Below are 22,287 nucleotides of genomic sequence, written 5' to 3'. Positions count from 1 at the left end.
CCCACGCCAGCCACTGGCGTGGGGCCGTCGGCGTCCCTGGGCGCGGGTCCGCGGGGAACTGCGCAGTCTTTGGCTTTTAGGGGCGCGGGGAACTGCGCACCCCCCGCCGGGGCTAGGCGGGGACGTGGCGGTCCACCCATTTCCATGCCAGTTCGAGGACGCCCGCCCCCACCACCGCGACCCCGACGGCAGTCCACGGCATCGTCGTCCCCACCAGCTTCAGCGCGAAGAACGACTGCAGCCACGGCACCACAAGCACCAGCAAGAACCCGAGCCCCATCGCAGCCACCAGGCACACCCGCCACCACGTGTACGGCCGCGCGATGATCGCCAGCACCCACATCGACACCAGGAACAGCGTCAGCGTCGCCGCACTGGTCTCCGCGTCCAACGCCCCCTCACCGGTGTAGTGATGCCGGGCCAGCAGATACGTGGTGAACGTGGCCACCGCCGCCACGGCCCCGCCGGGAATCGAGTACCGCATCACCCGCCGCACGAAATGCGGCTGAGCCCGCTCCTTGTTGGGCGCGAGCGCCAGGAAGAACGCCGGCACCCCGATCGTCAGCGTCGACAGCAGCGTCAGATGCCGCGGCAGGAACGGGTACTCCACCTGGAAGCACACCACCAGCACCGCGAGCAGCACCGAGTACACCGTCTTCACCAGGAACAGCGTCGCCACCCGCGTGATGTTCCCGATGACCCGGCGCCCCTCCGCGACCACCGAGGGCAGCGTCGCGAAGCTGTTGTTGAGCAGCACGATCTGGGCGACGGCCTTCGTGGCCTCGGACCCCGAGCCCATCGCGACACCGATGTCGGCGTCCTTGAGGGCGAGCACGTCGTTCACCCCGTCGCCGGTCATCGCCACGGTGTGCCCGCGCGACTGGAGCGCGCCCACCATCTCGCGCTTCTGCTGCGGGGTGACCCGGCCGAACACCGAGCCCTCGTCCAGCGCTTCGGCCATCTCCTCCTGCCCGGCGGGCAGCCGCCGCGCGTCCACCGTCGCGGAGGCGCCGGGCAGGCCGAGCTTGGCGGCGACCGCGCCGACCGACACGGCGTTGTCGCCGGAGATCACTTTGGTGCGTACGTCCTGCTCGTCGAAGTACCGCAGGGTGTCCGCCGCGTCGGGCCGCAGCCGCTGCTCCAGGACGACGAGCGCGGCCGGCCGAGCGCCCTCCTGCACCCGGGGGTCGTCGAGGTCCTTGACGGCACGGGCGAGCAGCAGGACCCGTAGCCCCTGCTCGTTGAGCTGTTCCGTCTCGGCGAGTGCGGGGTCGTCGTCGGCCAGCAGTACGTCCGGGGCGCCCAGCAGCCACGTACTCGACTCGCCCTCGCCCTCCGGGCTCTCCACGAAGGACGCTCCGCTGTACTTGCGGGCGGAGGAGAAGGGCAGCGCGCCCTCGCGGCGCCAGTCCCCGCTGTCCGGGTAGGCGTCGATGATGGCCTGGAGGGAGGCGTTCGGCCGGGGATCGGACGCGCCGAGGGCGCCCAGCACCTTCCGTACGTACGACTCGTCGCCGCCCTCGCCGCCTTTGCCGTTCTCGTCGCCCAGGGGCCGCAGCTCGGTGACGTCCATGCCGCCCTCGGTGAGCGTGCCCGTCTTGTCGAGGCACACCGTGTCGACGCGGGCGAGGCCCTCGATGGCCGGGAGTTCCTGGACGAGGCACTGTTTCCGGCCGAGCCTGATGACGCCTATCGCGAAGGCGACGGAGGTGAGCAGGACCAGGCCCTCCGGGACCATGGGCACGATGCCGCCGACGGCACGCGCGATGGAGTCCTTGAAGTCGTTGTCCTTGCTGACGAGTTGGGTGATGGCCAGGCCCACGGCGGCCGGGATCAGCATCCAGGTCACGTACTTGAGGATCGTGGAGATACCGGTACGCAGCTCGGAGTGGACGAGCGTGAAACGGCTCGCCTCCTCGGCCAGTTGCGCCGCGTACGCCTCGCGCCCCACCTTCGTCGCGCTGAACGCGCCGCCGCCCGCCACCACGAAGCTGCCCGACATGACCTGGTCGCCGGGCCGCTTGACGACCGGGTCGGCCTCGCCGGTGAGCAGGGACTCGTCGATCTCCAGGCCGTCGGCCTCGGCGCACTCGCCGTCCACGACGATCTTGTCACCGGGGCCGATCTCGATCAGGTCCCCGAGCACGATCTCCGAGGTGCCGATGGGGGTGGCGGTGCCGTCCCTGCGGACGGTGGGCCTCGCCTCGCCGATCACCGCGAGCGAGTCCAGGGTCTTCTTCGCGCGCAGCTCCTGGATGATGCCGATCCCGGTGTTCGCGATGATCACGTAGCCGAACAGGCTGTCCTGGAACGGTGCGACGACCAGCATGATCAGCCAGAGCACGCCGATGATGGCGTTGAACCGGGTGAAGACGTTCGCGCGGATGATGTCGGCGGTGGAGCGGCTGCTGCGCACGGGGACGTCGTTGACCTCGCCCCGGGCGACCCGCTCGGCGACCTCGGCGGCGGTGAGGCCTTTCGTGCTTCCCGTCTTCGCGCTCGCGGGGAGCGGGACGGGGTGCACGGGGTCGAGTTCGGCGCCCGCGTCGATGTGCGTCATGTCTTCGACGGTACGGGGGGATATGCGGGTTCACCCGGTGAGTGCGTCAAGATCCGACCAGGGGAGGAGTCGGGGTGATGCCCTGGTAGTACATCAACGCGACCTGTCCCCTGCGGGCCGGTGGGGCTCGTCGCGCAGTTCCCCGCGCCCCTGGGGTGGGCTCGGCCTGCGATGTCGTGTGCGGGTCGGACTGGGCGGGTTGCGCAGTTCCCCGCGCCCCTGGGGGGTGGGGGTGGGCGTGTGATGTCGTGTGCGGGTCGGACTGGGCGGGTTGCGCAGTTCCCCGCGCCCCTGAGGGGGCGGGGGGCGGCGTTTGATGTTGTGTGCGGGTCGGGCGAGGGATACAAGCAGGGGCGTAGCCCCGCTTTTCAGGGGCGCGGGGAACTGCGCGGCCAGCACCCACAGACCCGCACCCGACAGACAACCTCGCCCCCGCTGCCCCGCGGGCCGGCGCACAACCTTGCTTCCGCTGCCCCCGCGGGCAGGCACACAACCTCGCCCCCGTTGCCCCGCGGGCCGGCGCGCAACCCTGCCCCGTTGCCCCGCAGGCCGGCGCGCAACCCTGCCCCGTTGCCCCGCAGGCCGGCGCGCAACCGTGCGACCCCGCCACCCGTGCACCGGCACCCGCCCCTGCGACCCCGCCGCCCGCGGCCCGGCGCGTAACCGGCAAACCCCCCTACGGTGCGGAGGCCCGTTTGATCGCCGCCTCGCGCCCCCGCACGTACCAGATCCCGATCAGGCCCAGCCCCGCGCCGGCCAGGCACGTCCACAGCCACCACAGGTGCCCGTGGTCGTCGAGCCAGCCGTAGAACGGCAGCTGGGCCAGGAAGAGGACGAACCAGAGGATCGCACCGCCCGTGACGGTCGCGACCACGGGACCCTCCAGCGGTTCCGGTGCCTCATGTGTCGGTGTCCACTTCGCCATGGGGACAGCTTACGAGGAGGGCGGAAAAGCACAGCGACCGCAGCGGTCTACGCGCGGAGATAGCGCCAAAGCCGTCATATGTTCATACTGAATCTGCCTGACTCTGGCCACTTTTGCTCGTACGAAACTCCAAAAAGGTCTCCGATGCCCACCTCGGCCCCCGCCAAGGCTTCCGCGCCCAACGAGCCGGACCCCGCGTCCGCCCACGGCGCCCTCGACCGCTACTTCAAGATCTCCGAGCGCGGCAGCACCCTGCCGCGCGAGATCCGCGGCGGTCTCGCCACCTTCTTCGCGATGGCCTACATCATCGTGCTGAACCCGATCATCCTGGGCAGCGCGAAGGACATGTACGGGCACCAGCTCGACAACGGCCAGCTGGTCACCGCGACCGCGCTGACCGCCGCCTTCACGACGCTCCTGATGGGTGTCATCGGCAACGTACCGATCGCCCTCGCGGCCGGTCTCGGCGTGAACACCGTCGTCGCGCTCCAGCTGGCACCCCGGATGTCCTGGCCGGACGCGATGGGGATGGTGGTGCTGGCGGGCCTCGTGGTGATGCTGCTGGTCGCCACGGGCTTGCGTGAGCGCGTCATGAACGCCGTACCGCTCGGCCTGCGCAAGGGCATCGCGATCGGCATCGGTCTGTTCATCATGCTGATCGGCCTGGTCGACTCGGGCTTCGTGTCGCGCATCCCGGACGTCGCCCAGACGACCGTGCCGCTGCAGCTCGGCGCGACCGGCCACCTCGACGGCTGGCCCGTCCTGGTCTTCGTCCTCGGCACGCTCCTCACACTGGCGCTGATCGTGCGCAAGGTGCCCGGCGCGATCCTCATCTCCATCGTCACGATGACGGTCGTCGCCGTGGTGATCAACGCGGTCGCAAAGGTGCCCTCCTGGGGCCTGACCACCCCGAAGTGGCCCGGCAACCCGGTCGCGAGCCCCGACTTCGGGCTCGTCGGGCAGGTCAGCCTCTTCGGCGGCTTCGGCAAGGTCGGCGTACTGACCGGCGTGCTGTTCGTCTTCACGGTCCTGCTGTCGTGCTTCTTCGACGCGATGGGCACGATCATGGGCATCGGCGACGAGGCGAAGCTGACCGACAAGGACGGCAACATGCCGGGCATCAGCAAGGTGCTCTTCGTCGACGGCATCGCGGTCGCCGCGGGCGGCGCGACCTCGTCGTCCGCGACCACCTGTTTCGTGGAGTCCACGGCGGGCGTCGGCGAGGGCGCGCGCACCGGCTTCGCGAACGTGGTCACCGGCGCGCTCTTCGCCGTCGCGCTCTTCCTGACCCCCATCGCCACGATGGTCCCGTCGCAGGCGGCCACCCCCGCCCTGCTCGCGGTCGGCTTCCTGATCCTGTCCGGCTCGATCCGGCAGATCGACTGGGCCGACCACACCATCGCGATCCCCGCGTTCGTGACGATGCTGATGATGCCGTTCACGTACTCGATCACGAACGGCATCGGCATGGGCTTCATCACGTTCGTCGTGCTGAGGCTGGCGGCCGGGCGCGGACGTGACGTGCCGGTCGCCATGTACGTGGTGTCGGCGGTCTTCACCTTCTACTACCTGATGCCGGCGCTGGGCCTGACGTGAGCAGGGGCGCGGGCAGGGCTCCACGGAACCCCGTAGAGCCCTGCTGAACCCCGTGGAGCCCCACGGAGCCCCGTGGAGTTCTACGGAACCCCGTAGAACCTTTCCGTCTCCTCGACCGCGGTCTGGAACCGCTCGTCGAAGTCATCACGAATGAGCGTCCGGACGACATAGTCCTGGACGCTCATTCCCCTTTTCGCCGCGTGCTGCCGGAGCCGGTCGAGCAGCTCCTCGTCTATCCGCAGGCTGAGCACAGTGGTCCCCATGGGTACGAGGGTCGCGGCCGGGCGGTGCCCTGTGTCACTTTCCGCGCCCGTCTCACTCGTATGGGTGAAGTCGGGGTCGGTGGGGGCGTGAGTGGCCGGGCTCACGGCTATTCGCGAGGTGTCGCGGTGGTCTTTAGGTAGGGTAATGAGTTACTCTAAAGAACATGCCTGACCTCACCCATGGCGACGACGTTGCCGCCGTGAACTCCCTGCGCTCCGCCGTGATGCGTCTGTCGCGCCGACTCAAGCACCAGCGGGTCGACGAGTCACTGAGCCCGACCGAGATGTCGGTCCTGGGCACCCTCGCCCGCTGCGGCACGGCCACGCCGGGCGAACTCGCCCGCAAGGAGCACGTGCAGCCGCCCTCGATGACCCGCATCGTGGCGCTGCTGGAGGCCAAGGGCCTGGTCCGCCTCGAACCGCACCCGGACGACCGCCGCCAGAAGGTCGTCACGCAGACCGAGCGCGCGGAGGCCATGCTTGCGGAGAGCCGCATGAAGCGGAACGTATGGCTCGCCTCCCTCGTCGACGGCCTCGACGAGGAGGAGTGGGCGAAGCTCCGCGAAGCCGCCCCCGTCCTGGAGAAGCTCGCGCACCTGTAGGCGGCCTCGGTCATCCGTGGGCACCCACGGACGGCTGTGAGACGGCACGCACCACCAGCACCACTCGCACTGCACGCACCACCAGCAACACCCTCGCCGCACGTACCACCCGCACCGCACGCACCACGCAAGGAGGCGAACGCCGTTGAGTACGGGACCCGGAGCAGACTCCGCCCCCGCACCTGCCGCCCACGACACCCCGCACACCCCCAAGACCCGCTCCTCGATGTTCAGCTCGCTGAAGATCAGGAACTACCGGCTGTTCTTCACCGGCCAGGTCGTCTCCAACACCGGCACCTGGATGCAGCGCATCGCCCAGGACTGGCTGGTACTGAGCCTCACCGGCTCGTCAGCCGCCGTCGGTTTCACCACGGCCCTGCAGTTCCTGCCGATGCTGCTCTTCGGCCTCTACGGCGGCGTCCTCGTCGACCGCCTGCCGAAGCGTCCGACGCTCCTGGTCACCCAGACCGCGATGGGCCTCACCGGCGTCGCACTCGCCTTCCTGACCCTCAGCGGACACGTCCAGGTCTGGCACGTGTACGTCGCCGCGTTCGTCGTCGGCCTCGCCACGGTGATCGACAACCCGGCACGGCAGTCCTTCGTCGCCGAGATGGTCGGCCCCGGCCAGCTCCAGAACGCGGTCAGCCTCAACTCCGCGAACTTCCAGTCCGCCCGCCTGATCGGCCCCGCCGTCGCGGGCCTGCTGATCACCGGCGTGGGCACCGGCTGGGCGTTCCTGCTCAACGGACTGTCGTTCGTCGCGCCCATCGCGGGCCTCCTCCTGATGCGCTCCGGCGAGCTGAACCAGGTCGAGCGCGCCCCGCGCGGCAAGGGACAGCTCCGTGAGGGCCTGCGCTATGTCGCCGGCCGCCCCGAACTGATCTGGCCGATCGTCCTCGTCGGCTTCATCGGCACCTTCGGCTTCAACTTCCCCGTCTGGCTCTCGGCCTACGCGGACGACGTCTTCCACGGCGGCGCGGGCGCGTACAGCCTCTTCAACACGCTGATGGCCGTGGGTTCCGTCGCGGGCGCGCTGCTCGCCGCCCGGCGCGGCACGGCCCGGCTGCGCGTGCTGATCGCCGCCGCAGTCGCCTTCGGAGTTCTGGAGATCGTGGCCTCGCTGGCCCCGTCGTACTGGCTCTTCGCCGCCCTCATGGTCCCCATCGGGATGGCCGGCCTGACCGTCAACGTCACGGCCAACACCGCCGTCCAGATGGGCACCGACCCGGCCATGCGCGGCCGTGTCATGGCGCTGTTCATGATGGTCTTCATGGGCGGTACGCCGCTGGGGGCGCCCGTGGTCGGCTGGATCACGGACGCGTACGGCCCCCGGGTGGGCTTCGCCATGGGCGGAGTCGTCTCGGCCCTGGCGGCGGCCACCGTCGGCGTGGTCCTGGCCCGCGTGGGCGGCCTGCGCCTGTCGGTGGGCTGGCACCGCGGCCACCCGCAGGTCCGTTTCGTACCGCGAGAGCGGGAACTGGCGACTGCCGCGTAGAGCCTGCGGGCCGGTCACCCTGCCTGTCCGCCTGGCAGGGTGACCGCATGAGACTCTTCGCCGCTGTGCTGCCGCCGGAGGACGCGACCGCCGAACTCGGTTCGATGGTCGATGAGCTGCGGAGACTCCCGGGAACGGGAGCGGGAACGGGTGCGGGAGCGGGTGCCGGGATGCGCTGGACCACCCGGCCCGGCTGGCACTTCACGCTCGCCTTCTACGGAGAGGTCGCCGAGGAGGTCGTACCGGAGCTGTCGGTCCGCCTGGAGCGGGCGGCGCGGCGGACGGACCCCTTCCCCCTGTCCCTGCGCGGCGGAGGCCGGTTCGGGGGACGGGCGCTGTGGGCGGGCGCCGCGGGTGACGTACGGACCCTGCGGCTGCTCGCCGACCGGGCGGAGGCGGCGGGGCGCAGGGCGGGCGTGACGCGGGAGGAGCACCGCGCTTACCGGCCGCATCTCACGCTCGCCCGCAGCAGCCGAGAGCCGGCGGACTTCGCCCCGTACGTGTCCGCGCTGGACGGGTTCGCGGGGCGGGCCTGGACGGTGGACGAGCTGTGCCTGATGCGGAGCCGGCTGCCCGTCTCGGGGGTGCCCGGGGAGCAGCCGCGGTACGAGGCGCTCGCGCGGTGGCCGCTGGGCCGGTCCTTCGACGGGCCCCGCGTCGGGGGCGACTGAGGGCGGCCGGTTACGCTCGGTGCGTGGACCCGAAGACGCGGAACCGGATCATGGCCGGTGTGCTGGTGCTGATGTTCGTTGTAGTGGCCCTGGCGGCGGCCATCGGGCGGTGACGGCCGCCGCCACGCCGGGGTGCGTTCCGTAGCGTGCGGTTGCTATTGCGGTTGCTGTCCCGGCTGTGGCTGTGGCTGCGGGTGCGTCGTGGCTGGTCGCGCAGTACCCCGCGCCCCTTCGGGGCTGCCCTCAGGTGTGGCTGTTACCAGGCGAAGGCCTCGGGGGACGGGCCCGGGCCCGGGAAGATCTCGTCCAGGCCGGTCAGGAGTTCCTGGCTCAGCTCCAGCTCCACGGCCCGCAGCGCCGAATCCAGTTGCTCGGCGGTGCGGGGGCCGACGATCGGGCCCGTGATGCCGGGGCGGGTCAGCAACCAGGCCAGCGCGGCTTCGCCGGGCTCGATGCCGTGCTTGTCGAGCAGGTCCTCGTACGCCTGGACCTGCGCGCGCCCTGCGGGGTCGGCGAGGGTGTCGGCGGCCCGGCCGCCCGCCCGGCGCCCGCCCTGGATCTCCTTCTTGAGGACACCGCCGAGCAGTCCGCCGTGCAGCGGGGACCACGGGATGACGCCGAGCCCGTAGTCCTGCGCGGCCGGGATGACCTCCATCTCGGCGCGGCGCTCGGCGAGGTTGTAGAGGCACTGCTCGCTGACGAGGCCGATCGTGCCGCCTCGGCGGGCGGCGATCTCGTTGGCCTGGGCGATCTTGTAGCCGGGGAAGTTGGACGATCCGACGTAGAGGATCTTGCCCTGCTGGACGAGGGTGTCGATCGCCTGCCAGATCTCCTCGAAGGGGGTGCTGCGGTCGACGTGGTGGAACTGGTAGATGTCGATGTGGTCGGTCCGCAGCCGCTTCAGGCTGGCGTCCACCGCCCGGCGGATGTTGAGCGCGGAGAGCTTGTCGTGGTTGGGCCAGGCGTCGCCCTCGGCGGCCATGTTGCCGTACACCTTGGTGGCGAGCACGACCTTGTCGCGCCGCTCGCCGCCCTTGGCGAACCAGCTTCCGATGATCTCCTCGGTACGGCCCTTGTCGGCGCCCCAGCCGTACACGTTGGCCGTGTCGAAGTAGTTGATGCCCGCGGCCAGTGCCGCGTCCATGATCGCGTGACTGTCGGCCTCGTCGGTCTGCGGACCGAAGTTCATGGTGCCGAGGACGAGTCGGCTGACCTTGAGTCCTGTGCGTCCCAGCTGCGTGTACTTCATGGCTCATAGCCAACGTGCTGGAGTGCGCTCCAGGCAACACCCCTTCTACTGTGATCGCCCATGACAACCCCCCTGGCGGTTCCGCCCCTGTGGCGCGACCGGCGATTCGTGCTGCTCTTCTCGGCCCGTACGGTCTCGGTGCTGGGCAATGCCTTCGCGCGGGTGGCGCTGGCGTTCGCGGTGCTCGGACTGCCGGGGGCGAGCCCGGGACGGCTGTCGCTGGTGCTGGCGTGCCAGGCCCTGCCGCAGCTGCTGTTCATCCTGGTGGGCGGTGTGATCGCGGACCGGGTCTCGCGGTCGCGGCTCATGGTGGTGTCCGACCTCCTCGGGGGCGCCGCCTACGCGGGTCTGGCCCTGATGGTGCTGACCGGGCACGCACCACTACCGGCCATGTGTCTGCTGGCGGTCCTGGCGGGGACGGCGACCGCGCTGTTCGCGCCGGCGATGACCGGTGTGGTGCCCATGATCGTGCCCGCGTCACGGCTCCAACGGGCCAACGGCGTACTGCAGATGGGGACCAACACGTCGATGCTGCTGGGGCTCGCGCTGTCCGGTGTGACCGTCGCGCTGGTCGGCGCGGGCTGGGCACTGGCCCTGAACGCGGCGTCCTTCGCCGCGAGCGCCCTGCTCATCAGGGGTTTGCGGGTGAAGGCACGGCCGCGCGGGACATCCTCCGGCTGGGCCGATCTGCGGTACGGCTGGCGGGAGTTCGCGTCCCGCCAGTGGCTGTGGGTCGTGGTCGTCCAGTACGCGTTCGTCGTCGCCGCCCTCAACGCCAACGTCGGGGTCCTCGGTCCCCTGGTGGCCGAGCAGCACCTCGGCGGGGCGCGCGCCTGGTCGCTGATCGTCGCCGCGCAGGCGCTGGGCACGATCGCGGGGGCGGGCCTGGCCGCACGGGTCCGCGTGGCCAGGCCCGTACTGGTGGCGGTCCTGGCGACGTTCCCGGCGGCGGCGCCGATCGCGCTGCTCGCGCTGCGCGCGCCCGTCTGGGGCGTGGCCGTGGCGATGTTCTGCGCGGGCGTCTCCTCGGACGTCTTCGGCGTCCTGTGGACCACGACCCTCCACCGCGAGATCCCCGAGGAGGTCATCTCCCGCGTCAGCTCGTACGAGTGGTTCGGCTCCCTGGCCTTCGCCCCGCTGGGCCTCCTGGCAGCGGGCCCCCTCGCCTCGACGGTGGGCACGGGCCCGGCGTTGGCAGGCTGCGCGATCCTGGTGGTGACAGCCACGGCGACGGCCCTGCTGTCACCACAGGTACGGTCGCTGCGCGCACCCGAGGCTCCCGAGCCCAGGACCGACGCGACGTCGACCGCCCCCCGAAAGGCAAAGCCGGTGCGAGAGGCCTGAACGACCCAGGGGCGACCCACCCCCAGGGGCGCGGGGAACGGCGCAGTCTTTTGCCTTTGGGGGGCGCGGGGAACGGCGCAGTCTTTCGTCTTCAGGGGCGGTCAGGGGGCCGGCCGGCCCCCGAACTCCCAGAAGTCCATGTTGGCGATAGCCAAATTGCAGTGCATCGCATGCGGAGTCTCCAGAGCCGGTACGCGATACGGCTCAGCCCGCTCGTCCGGGTCGGCGCTCACCGCGAGCAGCGTCGGCTCCGCCCCCACCATGCCGGCCCGGTCGGCGAGAAAGACCACCGCCCACCCGCACTCGACCGGCTCCGAGCCCTCCGAGCCGCCCTCGGGCGCGGCGAGAGCGGCAAGGACGTCGGAGGGCGTGGCGTCCGCCCACGCCGGGTCGTCCACACAGAGGATGTCCTCCTTGAGACGGCCGTCGTCCTCGTCGTCCTCGTCGAAGACCCACGGCTTGTCGAGGGCGTCACGCACCCGCTGCCAGGCGCCGTCGTCCCGGTAGTCGGTGCGGACGAGCAGCAGGGGCGGATAGTCGGCATCGGTCTTCGGCAGAACTCGCACGGGTCGGCACACTTTCCAACGGGCGGCGTCAGAGGCCGCGTTGACGGTGCCCCGAAGCGTAGGGGGAGGGTCTGACAACCGGGCCAGTCCGGCCCGGACCGGGAAGCGCGGGCCGGGCAGCGAGCGCCTCAGCCCGCCGTGCCCGCGGGGACGACCCATCGCCTGAATTGTTATCGAGGCGCTTCCTCCGTCGACCGGCGGACGGAGTCGTTGCCCGAAGTGCCGTTCGGGGGTGAGGGGTTGGCGGTGGAAGTGGTGGGTCGCGTGAGCGGTCATGTACGGTGACCGCGACATCACACTCCGTACTCGTCCGGGTGTGGAGCGGTCCCCGGAGGTGCTACCAACACCGCCCGAGGACCTTCACCACCGAGTGGTCTTAAGCGAGGTCCACCCAGGATGCTTCGGCATGCTATCGCGCCGGTCCGGCGCTACACGAAGGCTTCACACGACGTCGTACGGCACTCGCGGCTCAACAGCGACGCGAAGATCCTGCTGCTGTACGTACAGGGACTGCCGGAGGCCACCCCCCCCAAGCCGCTCAGCGAACACGCGGGCAGGCTGGGCCTGAAGGGCCGGGCGTACCAGAAGGCCAAGCAACTCCTCACCGACTGCGGTTACCTGCACGAGTGGCGTGAGCAGGGTGCGCGGGGCCGCTGGGTCACACAGCAGCTCCTCGCCAACCTCACCCTCACGCCTGAAGAGGCGTCCCGGGCCCGCGAGGGGGAGCTCGACGCGGCCGTACCACCGGGTGAGCGTTCACCGACGGTCGGCGGGTCGGGGGAGCGGTCGGTCGGTCACTGTCCCCAGGAAGAAGAACCGGGAGAGAAGAAACTTCCCCACCCGCCACCCCGAGACCGCACCCCGGAAGCCGAGGAAGCGGATGACGAGGTTCAGGTCGACGCGGAGGTCGAGATCGACATGGAGGTCGAGGTCCAACTTGTGCAGGCCGAGGGCGTGTTGCTTTCCCTGCGGCATGTGAACCGCGACCTGCTCCTCGGGGTGCGTGAGGCCCGGCTGCTGGCCGGCGCGGCGGCCGAGTGGCTGCGCCGAGGCGTATCGGCGGCCGATCTGCGTCACGCCCTGACGACCGGCCTGCCGGCGGACGGCATCCGCTCGGCGGTCGGCTTCCTGCGTCACCGTCTGCTGCAGAAGCTCCCGGCGGTAAGAGCCCAGGGCGGTGCCCCCGCACCGCCGTCCGGGGGGAGCGTCGCTCCGGCCCGGCGGCACCTCGTGACCTGCCCGGGGCCGGGCGACGAGCACGTCTTCCGGCCCCGCGGTGACGAGCCGCTCTGCCTCCGCTGTCGTACGGCCGCCGCGTTCGAGGCGACACTCCAGCCGCTCTCCGAGCAGTGACGGACGCGCGTACAGGAGTGTGTCTCCGGTGGGTAGGAGGTCGTACGCTGCTGCCCCGGCCGGGAAGGCAGCCTCGTGGAGGAGCAGGGACATGGCGGCATGGAGCGAGATCCTCCAGGAGGCGCGTGAGGCCGTGGGCTTCACCAAAGAGGTGATTCCGCGCAACCTTGAGGGGATTCGTGCCGCCGTCCGCCCGGACCGGCTGACGGACCTCGAAGCCGAACTGGCGGTCCTCTCCGAGGGGTCCGCCTTCGAGGCGTTCCTCGACCACTGGTGGACACAGGCACTCGTCGACCTCGCCACGGACGTCGACGCCCAGGCCGTCGCGATCGACTTCGCCGACCTCGCGACCGCGCTCCGGGCCAAGTCGGCCGGCGGCGGCACCTTCACCCAGGCCGAGGTCGAGGACATGCTGAGGGGCAAGGCCTGACCCGAGCCGAGACCGATGGTGCCAGGGCGCCGAGGGATTCGGTCAGGCGCTCTCGGCCGTGTAGCGGCCGCCCACGCCCCACCCCTGACGCATCGCCTCCGCGAACGCCGCCGCCAGTTTGTGTTCGCCCGAGGCGTTGGGGTGGGTGCCGTCGTACGTGTCGACGTGGATGTCGTACGCGTGGGAGGAAGCGGACGCGTCGGGGAGCGAGGCCAGGAGGAGAGGGGAGGCCGGTTCGTCCAGGTTCGCGATCGTCTTCGCGAGGAGTTCGTTGAACAGGCCGACCTCCCGGGCGAAGGGCGCGTCGGTCCGGGCCCGGATGTTCGGGATCACCGGGAGTACGGCCATCGAGATGCGCGGGTTCGCCGAACGGGCCCGCTCGATGAAGGCGCGGACGTTGTCGGACGTCTGGGACGCGTTCGTGTAGAAGCCCAGGTCGATCAGGCCGAGCGAGACGAGGAGCACGTCCGCCCGCGAGGCCCGCACCGCGTCCGCTATCAGCGGGCTCAGATGGTGCCAGCCCTCGCCCCACCCGGCGAGGTGGGCACGGGGGAAGTCCGGGTCGGCGTACTCGTACGAGTCCGGGGCGCCCGTGGCCTTGTCGTAGAGCGTCTCCCGGGGACCGACCAGCTGGAACGGGCCCCCGTGCGTCGCGCGCAGGTGCTGCCACATCCGGTAGCGCCACGTGTGTTCGCCGGCGCTTCCGATCGTCATGGAATCACCGACTGGCATGAACCTGAGCATCCGCTCATGATGGACGATCACCGGCGGAGGCGGGGTGTGAAGCTGGACACGCCCGCCGAACCGTCGGAGGGGTGGCAGGCTTGGGGCATGCGTCGCTCGTTCGTTCTCCTTGCCGGAGCCCTTCTCGCCGGGGTGCTCGCCGCGCCCGCCGTCGCCGCCGATCAGGCCGGGGCGGAGGGATCCGACGGCTCGGACGGTTCCGACGGGTTCACGCTCCAGGACCCCCGGATCACCGAGTCCAGCGGGCTCGCCGCCTCCCGCGCCCACCCCGGCGTCTACTGGACCCACAACGACAGCGACGACGGCGCCTTCCTCTACGCCGTCGACAGCAGGAGCGGCAAGACCGTCGCGACCGTCACCATGACGGGCGTCGGGCGGCCCCGGGACGTCGAGGCCATCTCCGTCGGCCCGAACGGCCACCTCTACGTCGGCGACATCGGCGACAACCTCGGCGGCACGTGGGACCACGTGTGGATCTACGAACTGCCCGAGCCGAAGGAGCTCAAGGACCAGACCGTCCGCGCCACGCAGTACGACGTGAAGTACGCGGACGGGGCCCGGGACGCCGAGGCGCTGATGGTCCACCCCAAGACCGGGCGCGTCTACATCGTCTCGAAGAACGAGGAGGGCGGCGCACTGTACGAGGGGCCCGCCAAGCTCTCCGCCGCCGGCACCAACACCTTCGAGCGCACCGCCGACATCGGCCTGTGGGTCACCGACGGCGCCTTCTCGCCCGACGGCGAACAGCTCGCCGTACGCGGCTACTTCGGCGGTATCGCGTACGCGTGGAACAACGGGAAGCCCAAACGGCAGGGGCAGCTGAACGTGCCGCTCCAGCGGCAGGGCGAGTCGATGACGTACACCCCCGACGGATCCACCCTGCTGTACGGGAGCGAGGGCGCCGGGAGCTCCGTCGAGGCGGGGACCGTCCCGGGCGGGGGCGGTTCGGACGGCAAGTCCTCGTCCGGCGGCGGCAGTTCGGCGGACGGCGGCGACGACGGGCCGAACGGCGACTTCAAGACGGGCGCGATCGTCGTGGTGGTCGCCTTCGCCATCGTCTACGGGCTCAAGCGGCTGTTCCGGCGCGGCGACTAGGCCGTGTGCGGTCGTGTTCGAGGGACGGCCGGGCACGTGGTTCAAGGTGGTGACCAGGTACGTGTTCCCGACGGCCGACGGCCGACGGGTGGGCCGGGCGCGCGGGACTAATGTGCACGGGTGACCACCGATCCGACCGATCTGATCCTGCTGCCGCGTGTCGCCTACCGCGGACAGGAGGTCACCGCTCCCCGCCTCCGCGCCCTCCTCGCGCTCCTCGCGGGCGACCTGCGCACGGGCTGCAGCACCGAACGGCTGGTGGCCGGGCTGTGGTCGCCGGACGAGTTGCCCGAGCGGCCGGGGAAAGCGCTCCAGGTCCTCGTGTCCAGGGCACGGGCACAACTGGGCGCCGACGTCGTCGTCAGCACCCCGACCGGATACCGGCTCGGCCTCGCCGAGGACCGGGTCGACAGCTCCGCCCTGCTGCTGCACGCCACCGCGAGCGCGGACCGGGCCAGGGCCGGGGACCACGCGGCATCGCTGGCCGCGGCCGGAGCCGGGCTCGCACTGTGGGCGGGCACCCCCGACGAGGCCGGCGGCACCGACGACCCCGTGGCCGCGCTGCGCGCCGAACGCGCCCCCGTCCACGGCACGCTCGTCCGCGCGCAGGCCCTCGCGCTCGCCCGCCTCGGGCGCCACGCGGAGGCCGCCGGGCCGCTGGCCGTGGCCGCCGCGCGGCACCCGCGTGACGAGGAGGTGCTCGCCGAACTGCTGCGCGGCGAAGCGGCGACGGCGGGCCCGTCCGCCGCGCTGACCCGCTACGAGGCGTACCGCCGTGAACTGCGCGACCGGTTGGGTACGGAACCGGGTGCCGCACTCAAGGCCGTACAGCGGGAACTGCTGCGCGGCGAGGCCCCCGTGGTCAGGCACGGTGTGCCGCACGAGCCGAACCAACTGCTGGGGCGGGACGAGGACATCGCGGCGGTGGGGCGGTTGCTGCACACCTCCCGCACAGTCAGCGTCGTCGGCCCCGGCGGCCTCGGCAAGACCCGGCTCGCGCACGCCGTCAGCCGCCGGGCCGAGCAGCGCGTGGTGTACTTCGTGCCGCTCGCCGGCGTCACCGAGGACGAGGACGTGGCCGTGGAGGTGGCCTCCGCGCTCGGCGCGGGAGAGGGACGGCACGGCGCCATGGCGGCCCACGCCTCCGCCGACCCGGTGTCCGGCGTCCTCGGCGTGCTCGGCTCCGGGCCCGCCCTGCTGGTCCTCGACAACTGCGAGCAGGTCGTCCGGGGCGCCGCCGACCTCGTACAGGCCCTCGTCTCGTCCTCGAAGGACCTGCGGGTCCTCGTCACCAGCCGGGCCCCGCTGGGCCTCACGTCCGAGGCCGTGTTCGCGCTGCCGGAACTCGGACTCGACACCTCGGTCGAACTGTTCACACAGCGGGCCCGGGCCGCCCGGCCCGGCGTGCGACTGCCGCCGGACGCCGTGGCGGAACTCTGCCGCCACCTCGACGGACTCCCGCTCGCCGTGGAACTGGCCGCGGCACGGGTGCGCGTCCTGTCGGTCCAGGAGATAGCCCGCCGCCTCGGCGACCGCTTCGCGCTCCTTCGCGGCGGGACGCGGGACGTGCCGGAGCGCCACCGCACCCTGCACGCGGTCGTCGAGTGGAGCTGGAACCTGCTCGACGAGGAAGCGCGGGCCGCACTGCGCACGTTGTCCGTCTTCCCCGGCGGGTTCTCCGGCGAAGCGGCGGAGCGGGTGCTCGGCGAGGACGCGCTGTCCGTCCTTGAGCAACTGGCCGGTCAGTCGCTGCTCACCGTCACCGACACCCTGGCCGGCGTGCGGTTCGGGATGCTGGAGACCGTACGGGAGTTCAGCGCGGCCCGGCGCGCGGAGGCGGGCGAGGACGCGGAGGCCGTCGACCGGTTTCTCGGCTGGGCCCGGGACTTCGGGGTCACGTACTACGACTGGGTCTTCGGGCCGGAACCGCGGACCGCCTGGGAGCGGATCAGGGCCGAGCAGGACAACCTCGTGACGGCCCTGCGGTACGCCCTGGCCCGTACCGACGGCCCCACCACCGCCGCCCTCACCGCCGTCCTCGCCGCCCTGTGGTCCACCGACTCCAACTACCCCCGCCTCGCCGTCCTCGCCGCCGACACGGGCCCCGCGCTGTCGCACTACCGTCCCGAGCCCGAGTACGTCGAAGTCGCCCGCGCCGCCGCGGTGTTGTGCATGGCCAGCCTCTTCATGGACTACAGCGCGCACGCCAGGATCACCCGCCATCTCGTCGCCCTCCGCCGACTGCCCCCGGCCCCGCCGGACACGCTGCTGCGCGCCACCGGGGCAGTGCTGAGCGCGGTCCCCGAGATGCTGCCCCCCGACTACGAGGTGCTGCGTGAACTCTGCGGCAGCGAACAGACGCTGGTCGCCGGCATCGCCGAGTGTGTCGCCACCTACGTCTGGGAGTACGAGCACGACGTCGACCGCGCGCTCGACTCGGCCCGCCGGATGACCGCCGCCCTGACGTCCGTCGACACCCCGCTGCTGCAGGTCATGGGCCACTCCCGGCTGAGCGAGCTGTGCCTGAAGACGGGGGAGGGCGAGGCCGCGTACAGGCACCTCAAGGAGGCGCTCAAGGCGTTGCCGCGGCTCGGCGACGAGCACGACTACATCGGCATCCACTCGGCCCTCGCCCTCGCCTGTCTGCAGCGCGGCGATCCCGACGGGGCCGAGCACTGGCTGCGGCTCGCCGAGGGCATCAACACCCCGCAGCAGGAGGCCTTCTACGATCCCGATCTCGGCGTACGTGCCGAGATCGCGCTCACCCGGGGGCTGACGGAGGTCGGGCTCGGGCTGTGGCGCGGCGCCGTGGAGCGGATGTCCGGGGCCGGCGCGATACACGGCGGCGACCCGCTGCTCGACCCGTGGGCGCTGCAGATCCAGGCGGCGGCGGTGATGGCGCACGCGCACGCCGGCCGGCTTGAGCCGGTCGCGAAGCTGCTCGGTGAGCTGCGGCAACGGCTGTGGACGCTGCTCTCCGGCCCGTCGCGCTCGCCCGCGGAGTTCCCGGTGCTCGGGACGGTGCTGCATGCGCTCGGCATGGCGGCGCTTGCGGACGGCGACGGCGACGGCCACGGTGGTGGCGACGGCCACGGTGGTGCCGATGTCGGTGCCGGTGCCGGAGCCGGAGCCGTGCGGATGGTCGCGTTGGGTGAACGGCTGCGGGTGCTGCGCGAGTTCCAGCCGACGATGTCGGCGGACCGTGCCCGGCGGGCGGTCGCCGCCGCCGGGAACGCCGCCGGGGCGGCCTACTCCGACGCGGTGTCGGAGTACGCCGCCCTGGGACGGGACGAGCTGTGTGAGGCGGCCCGCACACTCATTTCGGGTCGCGGTTGAACAGCGACCTCGACCAGTAGTAGCCGAGGGCGGACAGGCCCAGGCACCAGAGGACCGTGATCCACCCGCTGTTGCCGATCTCGCTGCCGAGCAGCAGGCCGCGCAGGGTCTCGATGGCCGGCGTGAAGGGCTGGTACTCGGCGACCGGCTGGAACCAGCCCGGCATCGCGTCGACGGGGACGAAGGCGCTGGAGATGAACGGGAGGAGGATCAGCGGCAGCGCGTTGTTGCTCGCCGTCTCGGCGTTCGGGCTGGCCAGGCCCATGCCGACGGCGATCCAGGTGAACGCCACCGAGACCAGCGCGAGCAGTCCGAACGCGGCCAGCCACTCCAGGGCGGTGGCGTCCGTGGACCGGAAGCCGATGGCCACGGCCACGCAGCCGACGAGGACCACGCTGATGAGCGCCTGCAGCACGCTGCCGACGACGTGCCCGATGAGCACCGAGCCGCGGTGGATCGCCATCGTGCGGAAGCGGGCGACGATTCCCTCGGTCATGTCCATGGACACGGAGATGGCTGTTCCGGCGGGGGTGGCGCCGATGGTCATCAGCAGGATGCCCGGGACGAGATAGGCGATGTACTCGGAGCGGTCGGCGCCGCCGCCTCCGATGCCGGCGCTCATCACGTCGCCGAAGACGTAGACGAAGAGCAGCAGCAGGACGATCGGCGTCAGCAGGATGTTCAGGGTGAGGGACGGGTAGCGCCGGGCGTGCAGGAGGTTGCGGCGCAGCATCGTGGACGAGTCGCGGACGGCGAGGGAGAGGGAGGAGGAAGAGGGGGAGGAGGGGGAGGAAGCGCTCATCGGACAGCCTCCGTCGGCTGGTTGGGGACGGTGGTCGGGCTGGTGCCGGCGGTGTTGCCGGTGTTGCCGGTCAGGGCGAAGAAGACGTCGTCGAGGTCGGGGGTGTGCACGGTCAGTTCGTCCGCCTCGACGCCCGCGGAGTCCAGCCAGTCGAGGATGGAGCGCAGCTCGCGCTGGCTGCCGTCGCTGGGGATCTGCAGCGCGAGGGCCTCGTCGTCCCGGGCCGCCTCGCGGAGCGTGCCGGCGGCGGACCGGTAGGCGGTCGGGTCGGTGAAGCGGAGCCGGACGTGTCCGCCGGGGATGAGCCGCTTCAGCTCGTCGGCGCTTCCTTCGGCGGCGATCTTTCCGTCGCTCAACACCGCGATTCGGTCGGCGAGCTGGTCGGCCTCTTCCAGGTACTGGGTGGTGAGGAAGACGGTGACGCCGCCGGAGACCAGTTCGCGGATGATCTGCCACATGTTGTGGCGGGAGCGGGGGTCGAGGCCGGTGGTCGGTTCGTCGAGGAAGATGATCCGCGGGCTGCCGACCAGGGTCATGGCGATGTCCAGGCGGCGCTTCATGCCGCCGGAGTAGGTGGAGGCGGGCTTCTTCGCGGCCTCGGCCAGGTCGAAGCGCTCCAGCAGTTCGGCGGTGACCCGGCGGCCCTCGGGCCTGGGCAGGTGGTGCAGGTCCGCCATGAGGAGCATGTTCTCCTCGCCGGTGATCAGGCCGTCGACGGCGGAGAACTGGCCGGTGACACCGATCGCGGCCCGCACCGCCTGCGGGGCGGTGGCCAGGTCGTGGCCGCCGACGTGCAGTTCGCCCGCGTCGGCGGTGATGAGGGTGGAGAGGATCTTGACGGCGGTGGTCTTGCCGGCGCCGTTCGGGCCGAGCAGGGAGAAGACGCTGCCGGTCGGTACCGCCAGGTCGACTCCGTCGAGGACCGTCTTGTCGCCGTAGGCCTTGCGCAGGCTCTTGGCCGAGATGGCCAGGGGGTGTGGGGTCGTTGTCGTCATGCCGCAGAGGTTGTGGCATGGCGCATTCAGCCCGGTTTCACGACGGTTTCAGGGGTCCCTGCGGGGCCCTGCGGGAGCGGGTGCGTGGTTCGTCTGCGGGCCGGTGGGGGCTGGGTGCGCAGTTCCCCGCGCCCGTTTGGGGCCCTGGGGGCCCTGGCGGGGTGTGGTGGCTGGACTTGTGGTGGGTGCGGGCCGGTGGGGGCTGGGTGCGCAGTTCCCCGCGCCCCTTTGGGGCCCTGGGGCCTAGCGGGGTGTCGTGGCTGGACTTGTGGTGGGTGGGGGCTGGGTGCGCAGTTCCTCGCGCCCCTTCCGGCGGGCCCGTTCAAGCGTTGTCGCGGCGGCGGTTCACGAGTGTGGTCAGGCCGTCGAGGATTCTTTGGAGGCCGAACTCGAAGTGGTCGAAGTCGGGGCCGAAGGAGTCCTCGGAGAGCGCGGCCATCACCGGGTAGCGGCCGCTGGCCATGACCTTCTCCAGGACCGGGTACTGGGCGGCCCAGAACTCCGCGTCCGTCAGACCGGTCTTGCGCTCGGCCTCCTGTGCGTACAGCTGGGTGCGGGCGGCCCCGGTGACGTACGAGTCGATCATGACGACCACCGAGACCAGCTCCGGGTCGCTCAGGCCCATGGGCTTGATGTGGGAGATCACCTTCTCCATGCCCTCGACGGCGCTGGGGCCGAGCACCGGGCGGGACTGGTTGGCCTTCAGCAGCCAGGGGTGGCGCTGGTAGAGGGCGAGGTTCTCGCGGCCGAGGGCCTCCAGGGCCGAGCGCCAGTCGTCGCCGAAGACGGCGGGGTCGTCCTCCGTGCGCTGGACGCGGTCCAGCATCAGGTCGAGCAGTTCGCCCTTGCCGGGCACGTACCGGTACAGGGACATCGTGCCGGTGCCCAGCTCCGTGGAGAGCCGGCGCATCGACACCGCCTCCAGACCCTCCGCGTCCGCGACCCGGACGGCCGCGTCCACGATCCGGTCGAGCGTGAGACCGGGCTTGGGGCCGCGGCTGGGACGCGGACCCGTGTCCCACAGCAGGTGGAGCGTGCGGACGATGTCTCCGCTGCCGCTGGTGTCCATACCGCCCGAGCCGCTTGTCATGGAGCTCAGAATAATCCCTTGGACTGAAACTGAGTACGACATACTCTGAAAAGGGTACGGTGTACTCAGTTTGGGGACTCCGGCGGATGTCACGGGTGGAGGAGTGCTGTGGGAGTGAGTGGTTACGCGGTGCGGGCCGAGAGGCTCGAAAAGAGGTACGGGGAAAAGCGCGCCCTCGACGGCTTCGACCTGGCCGTGCGGGAGGGCACGGTGCACGGCCTGCTCGGGCCGAACGGCGCGGGCAAGACGACCGCCGTCCGCATCCTCTCCACGCTGGTCGGGCTGGACGGGGGAAGCGCGCGGGTGGCCGGCCTCGACGTGGCCTCGCAGCCACGGGAGGTTCGGGCGCGGATCGGGCTCACCGGCCAGTACGCGGCACTGGACGAGGTGCTGACCGGCCGGCAGAACCTGGAGATGTTCGGGCGGCTGTTCCACCTGGGCGGGCGCCGGGCGCGCCTGCGGGCGACGGAACTGCTGGAGCAGTTCGACCTGACCGACGCCGCCGACAAGGGGGTCGGCCAGTACAGCGGCGGCATGCGGCGGCGCCTCGACCTCGCCGCGCCGATGATCCTCACCCCGGCCGTGCTGTTCCTGGACGAGCCCACGACCGGGCTCGACCCGCGCGGCCGGGGCGAAGTGTGGGATTCCGTACGGGCGTTGGTGGCGCGCGGCACGACCGTGCTGCTGACCACGCAGTACCTGGAGGAGGCCGACAAGCTCGCCTCGCACATCACCGTGATCGACCAGGGGCGGGCCATCGCCGACGACACCCCGGACGGGCTGAAGAACAGGGTGGGCGGTGACCGCATCGAGGTCGTCGTCGCCGAGCGGGCCGACATCGCGCGGGCGGTGAAGGTCGTCGCCCGCGTGTCGGACGGCGAACCGGAGTCGGACGACACGGAGTTGCGGGTGCACGCGCCCGTGACCGACCGGGTCGCGGCGCTCACCGAGGTGGCGCGGACCCTCCAGGACGAGGGGGTGCGCGTGGAGGACATCGGGCTGCGCAGGCCCAGCCTCGACGACGTGTTCCTGCGCCTGACCGGCCACCGCACGGACGACTCCCAGGAAGCCGGGGAGGCGGCGGCATGAGCAACGTGACCGATGCGCCCGAGGGGGCTGATGTGACCGAGGTGACCGAAGCGGCCGGGGTGCCGGCCGGCCGCGACGACCT

The 22,287-nt window shown here is 71.4% G+C and carries 19 protein-coding genes; 10 read left to right on the top strand and 9 right to left on the bottom strand.

All coding sequences use genetic code 11. The features are described 5' to 3' along the window. Window positions 1–112: 112 nt before the first annotated feature. Together OHS59_RS20565 and OHS59_RS20560 are read right to left on the bottom strand one after the other, a co-directional pair. Window positions 113–2,560: an HAD-IC family P-type ATPase gene (locus OHS59_RS20565; RefSeq protein ID WP_328494878.1), complete on the bottom strand. Its 2,448-nt coding sequence runs from the start codon at window positions 2,558–2,560 to the stop codon at window positions 113–115. A gap of 676 nt (window positions 2,561–3,236) precedes the next feature. Next, window positions 3,237–3,485, bottom strand: coding sequence for a DUF2530 domain-containing protein (locus tag OHS59_RS20560; protein WP_328494877.1), 249 nt, complete (start codon window positions 3,483–3,485; stop codon window positions 3,237–3,239). Window positions 3,486–3,629: 144 nt separating this feature from the next. On the opposite strand from OHS59_RS20560, the gene OHS59_RS20555 reads away from it, so the two are divergent. Further along, window positions 3,630–5,081, top strand: coding sequence for an NCS2 family permease (locus OHS59_RS20555; RefSeq protein WP_328494876.1), 1,452 nt, complete (start codon window positions 3,630–3,632; stop codon window positions 5,079–5,081). Between the two features lie 80 nt (window positions 5,082–5,161). Here OHS59_RS20555 and OHS59_RS20550 read toward each other — a convergent pair whose 3' ends face one another. After that, a complete protein-coding gene (locus OHS59_RS20550; RefSeq protein WP_328494875.1) occupies window positions 5,162–5,344 on the bottom strand; it encodes a ribbon-helix-helix protein, CopG family in 183 nt (60 codons plus the stop codon). A 164-nt stretch (window positions 5,345–5,508) separates the two neighbouring features. On the opposite strand from OHS59_RS20550, the gene OHS59_RS20545 reads away from it, so the two are divergent. The 3 genes from OHS59_RS20545 (at window position 5,509) to thpR (ending at window position 8,112) form a co-directional block, all read left to right on the top strand. Further along, complete coding sequence (locus tag OHS59_RS20545; protein WP_328494874.1) at window positions 5,509–5,946, top strand: MarR family winged helix-turn-helix transcriptional regulator; 438 nt, start codon at window positions 5,509–5,511, stop codon at window positions 5,944–5,946. A 145-nt stretch (window positions 5,947–6,091) separates the two neighbouring features. Then, a complete protein-coding gene (locus tag OHS59_RS20540) occupies window positions 6,092–7,441 on the top strand; it encodes an MFS transporter (protein WP_328494873.1) in 1,350 nt (449 codons plus the stop codon). 47 nt (window positions 7,442–7,488) lie between these two features. Beyond that, window positions 7,489–8,112: an RNA 2',3'-cyclic phosphodiesterase gene (thpR, locus tag OHS59_RS20535; protein WP_328494872.1), complete on the top strand. Its 624-nt coding sequence runs from the start codon at window positions 7,489–7,491 to the stop codon at window positions 8,110–8,112. Between the two features lie 256 nt (window positions 8,113–8,368). On the opposite strand, the gene OHS59_RS20530 is transcribed toward thpR, so the two are convergent. Beyond that, on the bottom strand, window positions 8,369–9,361 hold the full coding sequence (locus OHS59_RS20530; RefSeq protein WP_328494871.1) for an aldo/keto reductase: 993 nt from the start codon (window positions 9,359–9,361) through the stop codon (window positions 8,369–8,371). 60 nt (window positions 9,362–9,421) lie between these two features. On the opposite strand from OHS59_RS20530, the gene OHS59_RS20525 reads away from it, so the two are divergent. After that, window positions 9,422–10,705, top strand: coding sequence for an MFS transporter (locus OHS59_RS20525; protein WP_328494870.1), 1,284 nt, complete (start codon window positions 9,422–9,424; stop codon window positions 10,703–10,705). Between the two features lie 101 nt (window positions 10,706–10,806). Here the strand turns inward: OHS59_RS20525 and OHS59_RS20520 are convergent, their stop codons facing one another. Then, window positions 10,807–11,271 (bottom strand): DUF6924 domain-containing protein, encoded by a 465-nt coding sequence (locus OHS59_RS20520; RefSeq protein ID WP_328494869.1) that lies wholly within the window; start codon window positions 11,269–11,271, stop codon window positions 10,807–10,809. A gap of 396 nt (window positions 11,272–11,667) precedes the next feature. On the opposite strand from OHS59_RS20520, the gene OHS59_RS20515 reads away from it, so the two are divergent. Continuing rightward, window positions 11,668–12,624 (top strand): hypothetical protein, encoded by a 957-nt coding sequence (locus OHS59_RS20515; RefSeq protein WP_328494868.1) that lies wholly within the window; start codon window positions 11,668–11,670, stop codon window positions 12,622–12,624. Between the two features lie 91 nt (window positions 12,625–12,715). Further along, a complete protein-coding gene (locus OHS59_RS20510) occupies window positions 12,716–13,054 on the top strand; it encodes a hypothetical protein (RefSeq protein WP_328494867.1) in 339 nt (112 codons plus the stop codon). A gap of 42 nt (window positions 13,055–13,096) precedes the next feature. Here the strand turns inward: OHS59_RS20510 and OHS59_RS20505 are convergent, their stop codons facing one another. After that, window positions 13,097–13,798, bottom strand: a complete 702-nt coding sequence (locus tag OHS59_RS20505) for a GDSL-type esterase/lipase family protein (RefSeq protein WP_328494866.1) — start codon at window positions 13,796–13,798, stop codon at window positions 13,097–13,099. 87 nt (window positions 13,799–13,885) lie between these two features. Here OHS59_RS20505 and OHS59_RS20500 point away from each other — a divergent pair, with 87 nt between their 5' ends. Beyond that, complete coding sequence (locus OHS59_RS20500) at window positions 13,886–14,893, top strand: YncE family protein (RefSeq protein WP_328494865.1); 1,008 nt, start codon at window positions 13,886–13,888, stop codon at window positions 14,891–14,893. A gap of 120 nt (window positions 14,894–15,013) precedes the next feature. Continuing rightward, window positions 15,014–18,229: an ATP-binding protein gene (locus OHS59_RS20495; RefSeq protein WP_328494864.1), complete on the top strand. Its 3,216-nt coding sequence runs from the start codon at window positions 15,014–15,016 to the stop codon at window positions 18,227–18,229. Here OHS59_RS20495 and OHS59_RS20490 read toward each other — a convergent pair. The 3 genes from OHS59_RS20490 to OHS59_RS20480 form a co-directional block, all read right to left on the bottom strand. Continuing rightward, window positions 18,210–19,031 (bottom strand): ABC transporter permease, encoded by an 822-nt coding sequence (locus OHS59_RS20490; protein WP_328494863.1) that lies wholly within the window; start codon window positions 19,029–19,031, stop codon window positions 18,210–18,212. The genes OHS59_RS20495 and OHS59_RS20490 overlap by 20 nt on opposite strands. Next, a complete protein-coding gene (locus tag OHS59_RS20485) occupies window positions 19,028–20,026 on the bottom strand; it encodes an ATP-binding cassette domain-containing protein (RefSeq protein ID WP_328494862.1) in 999 nt (332 codons plus the stop codon). Before OHS59_RS20485 ends, OHS59_RS20490 begins: the two co-directional genes overlap by 4 nt. A gap of 322 nt (window positions 20,027–20,348) precedes the next feature. Next, a complete protein-coding gene (locus OHS59_RS20480) occupies window positions 20,349–21,116 on the bottom strand; it encodes a TetR/AcrR family transcriptional regulator (protein WP_328494861.1) in 768 nt (255 codons plus the stop codon). A 108-nt stretch (window positions 21,117–21,224) separates the two neighbouring features. On the opposite strand from OHS59_RS20480, the gene OHS59_RS20475 reads away from it, so the two are divergent. Beyond that, the gene (locus OHS59_RS20475) at window positions 21,225–22,205 is read left to right on the top strand and encodes an ATP-binding cassette domain-containing protein (RefSeq protein WP_328494860.1); all 981 of its coding nucleotides are present in this window, start codon (window positions 21,225–21,227) and stop codon (window positions 22,203–22,205) included. The last annotated feature ends 82 nt before the right edge of the window (window positions 22,206–22,287 follow it).

This window comes from Streptomyces sp. NBC_00414 (assembly GCF_036038375.1).
GTDB lineage: Bacteria > Actinomycetota > Actinomycetes > Streptomycetales > Streptomycetaceae > Streptomyces.
The sequence above is the reverse complement of the archived record's forward strand: the minus strand, read 5'-3'. Positions and strand labels throughout refer to the sequence as shown.

Excerpts from the sequence above, each read along its gene's own strand:
- OHS59_RS20490 (WP_328494863.1), bottom strand. The coding sequence starts at position 19,031 with ATGAGCGCTTCCTCCCCCTCCTCCCCCTCTTCCTCCTCCCTCTCCCTC.
- OHS59_RS20515 (WP_328494868.1), top strand. The coding sequence starts at position 11,668 with ATGCTTCGGCATGCTATCGCGCCGGTCCGGCGCTACACGAAGGCTTCA.
- OHS59_RS20565 (WP_328494878.1), bottom strand. The coding sequence starts at position 2,560 with ATGACGCACATCGACGCGGGCGCCGAACTCGACCCCGTGCACCCCGTC.
- OHS59_RS20555 (WP_328494876.1), top strand. The coding sequence starts at position 3,630 with ATGCCCACCTCGGCCCCCGCCAAGGCTTCCGCGCCCAACGAGCCGGAC.
- OHS59_RS20480 (WP_328494861.1), bottom strand. The coding sequence starts at position 21,116 with ATGACAAGCGGCTCGGGCGGTATGGACACCAGCGGCAGCGGAGACATC.
- OHS59_RS20550 (WP_328494875.1), bottom strand. The coding sequence starts at position 5,344 with ATGGGGACCACTGTGCTCAGCCTGCGGATAGACGAGGAGCTGCTCGAC.
- OHS59_RS20525 (WP_328494870.1), top strand. The coding sequence starts at position 9,422 with ATGACAACCCCCCTGGCGGTTCCGCCCCTGTGGCGCGACCGGCGATTC.
- OHS59_RS20505 (WP_328494866.1), bottom strand. The coding sequence starts at position 13,798 with ATGCTCAGGTTCATGCCAGTCGGTGATTCCATGACGATCGGAAGCGCC.
- OHS59_RS20560 (WP_328494877.1), bottom strand. The coding sequence starts at position 3,485 with ATGGCGAAGTGGACACCGACACATGAGGCACCGGAACCGCTGGAGGGT.
- OHS59_RS20530 (WP_328494871.1), bottom strand. The coding sequence starts at position 9,361 with ATGAAGTACACGCAGCTGGGACGCACAGGACTCAAGGTCAGCCGACTC.
- OHS59_RS20510 (WP_328494867.1), top strand. The coding sequence starts at position 12,716 with ATGGCGGCATGGAGCGAGATCCTCCAGGAGGCGCGTGAGGCCGTGGGC.
- OHS59_RS20500 (WP_328494865.1), top strand. The coding sequence starts at position 13,886 with ATGCGTCGCTCGTTCGTTCTCCTTGCCGGAGCCCTTCTCGCCGGGGTG.
- OHS59_RS20485 (WP_328494862.1), bottom strand. The coding sequence starts at position 20,026 with ATGACGACAACGACCCCACACCCCCTGGCCATCTCGGCCAAGAGCCTG.
- thpR (WP_328494872.1), top strand. The coding sequence starts at position 7,489 with ATGAGACTCTTCGCCGCTGTGCTGCCGCCGGAGGACGCGACCGCCGAA.
- OHS59_RS20545 (WP_328494874.1), top strand. The coding sequence starts at position 5,509 with ATGCCTGACCTCACCCATGGCGACGACGTTGCCGCCGTGAACTCCCTG.